This is a genomic window from Protofrankia sp. Cj3 (genome assembly GCF_917627355.1).
Taxonomy (GTDB): domain Bacteria; phylum Actinomycetota; class Actinomycetes; order Frankiales; family Frankiaceae; genus Protofrankia.
This window is the reverse complement of sequence record NZ_CAKJTR010000115.1, coordinates 6,837-16,660: the sequence shown is the minus strand read 5'-3', so window position 1 is coordinate 16,660 and position 9,824 is coordinate 6,837. Positions and strand designations below refer to the sequence as shown.

General features: G+C 68.0%; 6 protein-coding genes. 3 read left to right on the top strand and 3 right to left on the bottom strand.

What is annotated here, in order from left to right; all coding sequences use genetic code 11:
• Positions 1–1,250 (bottom strand): NAD(+) synthase (nadE, locus tag MJ783_RS15595; protein WP_239311167.1); only part of this gene is annotated, 1,250 nt, incomplete at its 3' end.
• 279 nt (positions 1,251–1,529) lie between these two features.
• Between nadE and MJ783_RS15590 the strand changes: the two genes are divergently transcribed.
• Positions 1,530–2,888, top strand: coding sequence for a glutamine synthetase family protein (locus MJ783_RS15590; protein WP_239311166.1), 1,359 nt, complete (start codon positions 1,530–1,532; stop codon positions 2,886–2,888).
• Positions 2,889–3,023: 135 nt separating this feature from the next.
• A complete protein-coding gene (locus MJ783_RS15585) occupies positions 3,024–6,245 on the top strand; it encodes a bifunctional [glutamine synthetase] adenylyltransferase/[glutamine synthetase]-adenylyl-L-tyrosine phosphorylase (RefSeq protein ID WP_239311170.1) in 3,222 nt (1,073 codons plus the stop codon).
• 65 nt (positions 6,246–6,310) lie between these two features.
• Here the strand turns inward: MJ783_RS15585 and glnII are convergent, their stop codons facing one another.
• Both glnII and glnA read right to left on the bottom strand, forming a co-directional pair.
• Entirely contained in the window at positions 6,311–7,372 is a 1,062-nt protein-coding gene (gene glnII / locus MJ783_RS15580) for a glutamine synthetase GlnII (RefSeq protein ID WP_239311165.1), read from the bottom strand.
• A 374-nt stretch (positions 7,373–7,746) separates the two neighbouring features.
• Entirely contained in the window at positions 7,747–9,171 is a 1,425-nt protein-coding gene (glnA, locus tag MJ783_RS15575; protein WP_239311164.1) for a type I glutamate--ammonia ligase, read from the bottom strand.
• Between the two features lie 155 nt (positions 9,172–9,326).
• Between glnA and MJ783_RS15570 the strand changes: the two genes are divergently transcribed.
• On the top strand, positions 9,327–9,821 hold the full coding sequence (locus tag MJ783_RS15570; RefSeq protein WP_370651643.1) for an RDD family protein: 495 nt from the start codon (positions 9,327–9,329) through the stop codon (positions 9,819–9,821).
• Positions 9,822–9,824 lie beyond the last annotated feature (3 nt).

Below are 9,824 nucleotides of genomic sequence, written 5' to 3'. Positions count from 1 at the left end.
CCGGCGAGCCCGCCGGTGGCGGTGAGCGCGCTGTGGAAGGAGTCGACCACCGGCTGGATCGGGATCACGGTGTGTGTGACACCGGTCCGCCTGGCGAGCTCGGCCGCGTCGTCCACCGACCCGGTCGACGAGTGGATCGACGGCATCGCGACGGTGTGCACCTGCTCGGCGCCGAGAGCGTCCACGGCGATCGCGGCGACCAGCGCTGAGTCGATGCCGCCGGACAGGCCGAGTACGACCGAGGTGAACCCGTTCTTGCGGACGTAGTCCCGGGTGCCGGTGACTACCGCGCGGTACAGTTCGGCCGCGGAGTCCAGTCGGTGCGCCACGACCGGCGCCTCGGCATCGAACGCCGGGACGGGTTCGCTCGCCAGCGGCAGCCGGGTCACCGTCATCGCGGTGCCGTCGCCCGCGTCCACCGAGGTCCCCTCGCCTGCCGCCCTGCCCGCGGCCAGGGCGGCAGCGCCGGTCGGCAGGTCCAGGTCGACGGTCAGCAGCGTCTCGGTGAACTGTTCGGCGCGGGCGAGGAGGCGGCCGGCGGCGTCGACCGCGAGCGAACCACCGTCGAAGACGAGCTCGTCCTGGCCGCCGACAAGATTGACGTACACGAGCGCGGCGCCGGCCTCACGTGCTCGCCGGGCTGCCAGCTCGTCACGTTGGGACGTCTTTCCGCGTTCGTACGGTGACCCGTTGACGCACACCAGCAGGTTCACCCCGGCGGCCCGCGCGACCGCGACCGGTCCGCCGTCCTGCCAGAGGTCCTCGCAGATGGTGAGTCCCACATCCACGCCATGCAGCCGGAACACCGGGAAGTCGTAACCGGGGACGAAATAGCGGAACTCGTCGAACACGCCGTAGTTCGGTAGGTGGTGTTTGGCGTAGCGGGCTACGACCTCACCACGCCACAACACCGCGGCAGCGTTCTGCGGCTCGCCCGCGGGACGGCCCAGGCGCGGCGTGGGAGCGCGGGAGGTGTCGAGGTAGCCCACGATCACGGCCCGCTCCCCGCTGCCCTCGTCGGCCAGGCGCCGGGCAAGGTGATCAACGGCGTCGCGGGACGCCGCGGCGAACGAACGGCGCAGGACGAGATCCTCCGCGGGGTACCCGGTGAGCGTCATCTCGGGGAACGCCACCAGGTGAGCCCCGCGGCGTGCGGCGAGCCGTACCCATTCGCTCACCAGGTCCGCGTTTGCTTCAAGATCTCCTACTGTGGTGTTGACCTGAGCGAGCGCGACACGCAACTGGGCCATGGGTGCAGCCTAGAGCCCAAAGGTTGCGCGATCATGTTTTCCGCGCTGCCGAAGAGCTGAGGGCTGCGGCCGTGGCGGCTGCATGAGAGCGTGTGGGCAGGTCAGTCGCTATGGTCGGCGTTAGCAACCTGACGGGCCTCGGGTGACGCGGGGAGATCCCTCTCCCGCCAGACAGATTGTTTTGTGATCAAATGGGTTCTTCGTGATCGCGTTGCCGCCAGCCCGGTTGAACCTCGCCCGCCCGCGACGGCGAGCCCGACTCTCAGCGCGGAGGCGGTCATGGACAAGCAGCAGGAGTTCGTCCTGCGTACGATGGAGGAACGAGATATCCGGTTTGTCCGGCTGTGGTTCACCGACGTGCTTGGGGTGCTGAAGTCCGTCGAGATCGCGCCGGCTGAACTTGAGGGGGCGTTGGCCGAGGGCATCGGTTTCGATGGTTCCTCGATCGAGGGGTTCGCCCGCGTACACGAAGCCGACATGCTCGCGAAACCGGATCCGTCGACATTCCAGGTGCTGCCCTGGCGCGGTGAGAACCCGGCTACCGCCCGGATGTTCTGCAACCTCGTCATGCCCGGCGGTACGCCGTCTCCGGCGGATTCGCGCTGGGTTCTGCGTCGTATACTGGCCAGCGCGGCGGATGCTGGTTTCACTTTCTACACCCATCCCGAGATAGAATTCTTCCTACTGCGGCAGGCGCCGGCACGTGGTGCTCCGGTACCATCACCGGTGGACGAGTCCGGATATTTCGACCTGACACCGAACGACGTCAGCCATGAATTCCGACAGCAGGTCATCGGGGTCTTGGAACGCCTGGGGATATCGGTCGAGTTCAGCCACCACGAGGTCGCGCCCGGCCAGCAGGAAATCGATCTACGGTATGCCGACGCCCTCACCATCGCTGACAATATCATGACTTTTCGCCAGGTGGTGAAGGAGGTAGCTCGCCGGCAGGGCGTCTACGCGACTTTCATGCCGAAACCCTACAGTGATCAGGCCGGGTCCGGTATGCACACCCATCTGAGTCTTTTCGAAGGTGATCGGAACGCGTTTCACGACCCGACCGATGCCTACCATCTCTCCAAGGTCGCGCAGGCGTTCATCGCCGGCCTCCTCAGGCACGCCGCCGAGATCACCGCGGTCACCAACCAGTGGGTGAACTCGTACAAGCGGATCATCGGTGACCAGCGTGCCGGCGAGGTGCTGGAGGCGCCCGCCTACGTCTGCTGGGGACACAACAACCGGTCCGCACTCGTGCGGGTGCCGTTGTACAAACCGAACAAGCCGAATACGGCCCGCATCGAGTTCCGCTCGCCCGACAGCGCGTGCAACCCCTATCTCGCCTTCGCGCTGATTCTCGCGGCTGGCCTGCGCGGGATCCAGGAGGGTTACGAACTCCCACCGCCAGCGGCCGACGACGTGTGGACGCTCAGCGAGTCGCAGCGCCATGAGCGGGGTATCACGGCGTTGCCCGGTTCGTTGGCGGAGGCGATTGCCACCATGGAAAGATCCACGCTGGTTCGTGAGACGCTCGGCGACGACCTTTTCGAGTTCTTCCTGCGGAACAAACGTGCCGAATGGGCCGAGTACCGCCGTCAGGTCACACCCTTCGAGATTGACCGGTATCTACCGATATTGTGACCGGCAGTTAAGAGGCTCCGGCAGCAGGGCGTTCGATCAGGGAGCGGTGTCCGGGTGGATGGATCGCGAGGCGGCGGAGGGAGGCGCCCTGGTTTGGGCGTCGACCGACGGCAACGACGCGAGGCGCCGCTCGGACTGCGCGAGCCGGACAGTCCTGTTGCCGGAGCCTCTAGCCACACCCATCCACGGGGGAGCTCCATCCAGGCGCAGCTGGCTCGGCTGGGTTTCAGTAATGTCGACAGATCCGTTGCCAGCATGGGGCGGCTCGGGCTGCTCGCCGGTACCGACAGCCCCAGCGGGGCCACTGGCGTCAGCGGTGGTACCGGTGTCAGCGCCGCTGTCGGCGCGGCGCCGCCCGGCGCTGCCGACCGGCCAGGCGTCGACCTCTCACGCAGCCCTGTCCTGGTGGCGCTCTCGCGGGCGGCTGATCCCGATCTGGCGCTCGCGGCGCTGGAACGGATCGTGGCGACAGCGCCGCCCGCGGCCGGGCGTGAGCTGCTCGCGGCGTTGGCCGGTCAGCCGGGGCTGCGCGGCCGGCTCGTCGCGGTGCTCGGTGCGAGTACCGCGCTCGGCGACCATCTGGTCCGCCATCCCACCGACTGGCGGGTGATCGCTGACGACGGCGTGCTGCGGGCCGCGCCGAACGACCGCGTCACCCGTGCGCGCCTGCTGCGTGCTGTCGGAGCGGACCCGCAGGAGGCCGAGCCGTGCGCCGTCGGGGACGGTACCGATGTTCTGGACGCGCTGCGCGTTGCCTATCGTCGTGCTCTGTTCGTCCTCGCGGCTCGTGATCTCACCGGCGCTGTGTCCTTTGATGATGCCACCGCGGAGCTTGCCGGCCTCGCCGGAGCCGCCCTTGACGCCGCGCTCGTCGTGGCGCGGTCGGCGGTGCGGCCGGCGGCGGCGCCGGTTCGTCTCGCCGTCATCGGTATGGGTAAGTGCGGTGGCCGGGAGCTGAACTATGTCAGCGACGTCGACGTCCTGTTCGTAGCGGAACCTGGACGGTCCGGCGGCGGTACTCAGGACGACCGGGCCGACGAGGCCGCCGCGCTGGAGGTGGCCACCCGTCTCGCGGAGGGGATGGTCCGTGCGTGTGGGGCGGTCACCCGTGAGGGCATGTTGTTCCAGCTCGACGTGGGGCTGCGGCCCGAGGGCCGGGACGGCCCGCTGGTGCGTACGCTGGCCAGCCACGACGCCTACTACCGGCGATGGGCGAGAACCTGGGAGTTCCAGGCGCTGCTCAAGGCGCGCCCGGTCGCGGGCGACCATGAGCTGGGAGCACGGTTCTGCGCCGCGGTCAGGCCGCTGGTCTGGTCGGCCGCGTCGCGGCCGGGGTTCGTCAGCGACGTCCAGACGATGCGGCGGCGGGTGGAACGGTCGCTGCCGCCGGGAGACGCTGACCGTAACCTCAAACTCGGTCCGGGCGGGCTGCGCGATGTCGAGTTCGCCGTCCAGCTGCTCCAGCTCGTTCACGGCCGGACCGACCCCAAGCTGCGGACGGTCTCGACGCTGTCCGCGCTCGACGCGCTCGCCCGCGGTGGCTATGTGGCCCGCCGGGACGCGGCCGGTCTCGCGAACGCGTACCGCTTCCTGCGAGCTACCGAGCACCGCCTGCAGCTGCAGCGGCTCCGCCGGGTGCACACCCTGCCCCGCGACCCCGGTGAGCTGCGCTGGTTGGCCCGATCTCTTGGTTTCACATCCGCGGAGGAGATCCAGAACGAGCATGCCCGGGTCGCCCGGTTCGTGCGCCGGCTGCACGAGCGGCTTTTCTACCAGCCATTGCTGGCGGCGGTGGCACGGCTGTCGGTCGAGGAGGTCCGGCTCACGCCCGCGGAGGCCCGGGATCGGCTGGCGGCGCTGGGGTTTGCCGACACCGCACGCGCGCTGCGCCACATCGAGGCGCTGACCAACGGTGTCAGCCGGACGGCCACGATCCAACGCCGCCTGCTCCCGGCGATGTTGCATTGGTTCGCCGACGCGGCCGACCCCGACGCCGGTCTGCTCGCCTACCGTCAGGTCAGCGATGCGCTGGGCCACACGCCCTGGTATCTGCGGCTGCTGCGGGACGACAGCGGTGCGGCTGAACGGCTGTGCCGCGTACTGGCGACGAGCAGCTATGCCGCGGACCTGATGCAGCGCGCGCCGGAATCGGTGCGGCTGCTGCGGACTATCGACGACCTGCGTCCCCGCACCCGTGACCAGCTGGTTCAGGTAATGATCGCGGTTGCCCGCCGCAATCCGTCCGGGGAGCAGGCGGTTGGGCGGGCACGGGCGGTACGTCGGGTCGAACTCGTCCGGGTTGCCTGCGCGGATGTGCTCGGGCTGCTGGACGCCGCCGCGGTCGGCCGGGCGCTGTCGGACGCGGCGGCCGCGACCATCGAGGCCGCTCTGTTCGTGGCGGAACGGCGCTTCGAGCGACAGGCCGGCCGGCCGCTGCCGGTACGGATCGCGGTGATGGCCATGGGCCGTCTCGGCGGTGGTGAACTGTCCTACGGCAGCGACGCGGATGTCGTGTTCGTCCACGAGCCGATCGATGGCCGGGCGGACGGCACGACAGCCGGTGCTGGGATCGGTGTCACCGACAGCGAAGCGGCCGATGCCGCGGGTGCGGTCGTGGCCGAACTGCGCCGGCTGCTCGCCGTGCCCGCCGGCGACCCGCCGCTGATCCTTGACGTGCAGCTGCGCCCGGAGGGCAGCGCGGGCCCGATGACCCGTACGCCGGCCAGTTACGCGGCCTACTTTCGCCGGTGGTCGGCAGGCTGGGAGGCACAGGCGCTGTTGCGGGCGCGGCCGGTCGCCGGCGACACGGAACTGGGCGACCGGTTCCGCGACTGGGTGGATGAGATCCGCTACCCGGCGTTTCTGCCCCCTGGCACGGTGGCCGAGGTCGTCCGGCTGCGAGGCAGGATGGAGGCCGAGCGCATCCCGCGAGGCGTTGATCGTTCCCTGCATCTGAAACTCGGGCCCGGCGGCCTTACCGATGTGGAGTGGGTGGTGCAGGTGCTGCAGCTGCGTCACGGCCGGGCGATAGCGGCGTTGCGTACGACGTCAACGCTTGCCGGGCTTCGGGCGGCCACCGCGGCCGGCCTGCTCGACCCTGCCGAGGCCGCGGCCCTGGCGGACGCATGGATCTTCGCGTCCCGGCTCCGCAACGCGATCACGCTGGCCCGCGGGCGTCCCGGGGACGTGCTGCCGCGTGAACCGCGGGCGCTGGCCAGGGTCGCGCGGGCGGTCGGCTACGCGGCGGACCAGAGCGAGGCGTTGCTCGGCGACTACCAGCGGATGAGCGCACGTGCGCGCGCGGTGGCCGAGGCTCTTTTCGCCCGCGAAGCGGTAGCTGGGCCGTCCGTCGGATAGTGGGCTTTCCCCGTGCGACGCCATGGGTGTGGCACGGGAAAGCCCGCTATCCGCGATGGTGACGATCAGGCCGTGACGGCGGTCTCGGCCGCCTCCTTTTGGCCTGGGATGGCCAAGATGGGCCTCCCGCCGGCCAGCGCGCTGCAACAGGTGTCGACGATCAGACCGGTGACGAGGTACGGGTCCATGTTGGCGTTCGGGCGACGGTCCTCGATCCAGCCCTTCTTGGCTTTCTCCACCGCCCACGGGATGCGGATCGACGCGCCGCGGTCGGAGGCACCCCAGGAGAACGCGTCGTGCGGAGCGGTCTCATGCTGACCCGTCAGGCGCTTCTCGATCCCGTCACCGTAGTTCTCGACATGCTCCAGCACACGGGTGCCGAGAGCCTCGCATACGGTGACGATCGCTTCCCAGCTTTCCATCGTGGCCTTGGTGGAGAAGTTGGTGTGCGCGCCCGCGCCGTTCCAGTCGCCGGGGATCGGCTTCGCCGCGAACGAGACGGTGACGTCGAAGTCCTCGGCCACCCGGTGCAGCAACCAGCGGCCGATCCAGAGCTGGTCACCGATGGCGGGAGGCGGGAGCACCCCGATCTGAAACTCCCACTGGGCCATCATGACCTCGGCGTTGGTCCCCTCGATGGACAGGCCCGCGTCAAGGCAGGCCTGCGTGTGCCTCTCGACGATGGCACGGCCGACCATCTTCTCGCCGCCGACACCGCAATAGTAGGGGCCCTGTGGGGCCGGAAAGCCCACCGCGGGCCAGCCGAGTGGCCGCCCGTGCTGGAAGAAGGTGTACTCTTGCTCAATTCCGAACATGGGGGACTGGTCCGCGTACTTCTCAGCGGCCTGTCGGCAGAAGGCGCGGGTGTTGGTCGGATGCGGAGTGAAGTCGGTCAGCTGGACCTCGCACAGCACCAGAACGTTATCCCTGCCGCGCAGCGGGTCCGGACAGGTGAACACCGGTTGCAGCACGCAGTCCGAATTGAATCCGGGTGCCTGGTTGGTGCTCGAGCCGTCGAAGCCCCAGATGTCCGGTTCCTTGCCGTCGGCGACGATGCGGGTTTTACTCCGCATCAGAGGTTCCGGCCTGGTGCCGTCGATCCAGATGTACTCGGCCTGGTAGCTCACTCATACTCCCCGTGGTTGGCGTAGCACATAGCGAAGTTTCTCATCGCGCACCTGCGGATCGCCCGACCCCGGCCGCGGGTGACAGGAGGGCTCGTCCGGATCTTTGTTGAGCCCCGTTTCCGCACGGTTCCACCACGGTAAATTTTCGGTCAATCGCGCATTGCTGGACAGTTCATTTCCCGGGCTGCCCGAACTGGCATTCCGGCAGCCGTGAACAAAGTCCGCCGTGCGCGTACCCAGCCATGCGACGGCGCCCGGTCCGCGGTTTTCCGCGAAGCGGGCGCCATCCCATATCCTGCTGTCCGGTTATATTGCGGTCCGCTGCCGCGGGCAGCTGTCCGCGGCCCGCCGTCTCAGCTGTCCGCCGTCAGTTGTCAGATGTCGTAGTAGAGCTGGAACTCATAGGGATGCGGGCGGAGACGAATAGCGTCCACCTCGTGGACACGTTTGTAGTCGATCCATGTCTCGATCAGGTCGGGCGTGAACACGTCGCCCTCGGTCAGGAAATCGTGGTCGGCCTCGAGGGCTTCCAGCACCTTCTCGAGCGATCCCGGCACCTGCGGCACCGCGGCCAGCTCGTCCGGCGGCAGATCGTAGAGATCCTTGTCGATCGGGTCCGGCGGCTCGATCTTGTTGCGGATGCCGTCCAGGCCGGCCATGAGCATGGCAGCGAAGGCCAGGTAGGGATTGCAGCTCGGATCGGGCACGCGGAACTCGATCCGCTTCGCCTTGGGTGAGGCACCGCTGAGCGGGATGCGACAGCAGGCCGAGCGGTTGCGCGCCGAGTAGACGAGGTTGACCGGCGCCTCGTAGCCCGGCACCAGCCGCCGGTAGGAGTTCGTGGTCGGGTTCGTGAACGCCAGCAGCGCCGGCGCGTGGTGAAGCAGCCCACCGATGTAGTACCGGGCCAGCTCGGACAGGCCGCCGTAGCCGCTCTCGCTGTAGAACAGCGGCTCGTCGCCCTGCCAGAGGCTCTGGTGGACGTGCATGCCCGAGCCGTTGTCCTGGAACAGTGGCTTGGGCATAAACGTCACGGTTTTGCCGCGGGACAAGGCAACATTGCGGATGATGTACTTGTACAGCATCAGGTTGTCGGCGGTCCGCAGGAGCGTGCTGTACCGGATGTCGATTTCCGCCTGCCCCGCGGTCCCCACCTCGTGGTGCTGCATCTCGACGGTGATGCCGGCCCGGAACAGCGCCCTTGTCATCTCCGAGCGCAGATCGGTGAAGTGGTCGGTCGGGGGTACGGGGAAGTAGCCGCCCTTGAACCGGGGCTTGTAGCCGAGGTTCCCGCCGTCCTCCTTACGGGCCGTGTTCCAGGCTGCTTCGATGGAGTCGACAGCGTGCATGGAACCGTACGGGCTGTAGTCATAGCGAACGTCGTCGAAGATGTAGAACTCGGCCTCCGGGCCGAAGTAGGCGGTGTCCGCAAAACCCGTGCCCCGCAGGTAGGCTTCGGCTTTTTTCGCCGTGTTGCGTGGGTCGCGGGAGTACTCCTCCTTTGTGATCGGGTCGTGGATGAAGAAGGTCATCGCGAGCGTCTTGTGCTCACGGAAAGGATCGACGAAGGCTGTGCTCGGGTCCGGTAGGAGCAACATGTCCGATTCGTGGATCGCCTGGAAGCCACGTATCGACGACCCGTCGAACATCAGCCCATCGGTGAACACCGACTCGGCGAAGACCTCGGTCGGGATCGTGAAGTGCTGCATAATTCCGGGAAGGTCGCAGAAGCGGACGTCGACGAACTCAACGCTCTCGTCCGCGATGTAGCGAAGCACATCTTCGGCCTTTATGAACATCCACCCTCCAAGGAAGCTTCATGGCTGTGTGGATGGAAGGATACGCGATGCCCTGATGCGGACCGTAACCTGATGCAGTTCCGCTGATATGACGAAGAAGTTTCCCGTCGGTAACGTGTGGCTAATGTATTGCTCACGGTGATCGTTTCTCCGGGATGGCCCGTGAGGCATACGCTTGCGCGGTGGGACGCGCGCTCGGGAACTGGCTGGAAGGTCCGCAACTGCCCCGGGACTCACCTCCCGGCGTACGGCTCGGCCTACCGGCCGAAGGTTCTGGCGCGGTAGCCGGTTTCGGCCACCGGCTGGCCGCGTTCACGGTGGACGCCATCGTGGCCAACCTGCTGGTGGGTGTCCCGGTGCTCTTCGGGGTCCGCTACTCGGTCGATGCCCGCGGGCTCGCCGTCTACCTTGCGTTCCTGCTGGAGGAGTTCGTCCTGATCGCGGCGAACGGACAGACCATCGGGATGCGGCTGGCGGGCATCGGTGTCATCCGGGTGCGTGACCATGGCCGGGCGGGGTGGCGCTGGGTGGCTGTTCGTACGGTGCTTCTCGGTCTGCTTGTCCCGGCCTTCATCTGGGACCGCGACCTGCGTGCCACCCACGACCGCGCCGCTGGCACCGTGGTCGTCCGCGACGCGGGTCGTGGGTAGGGC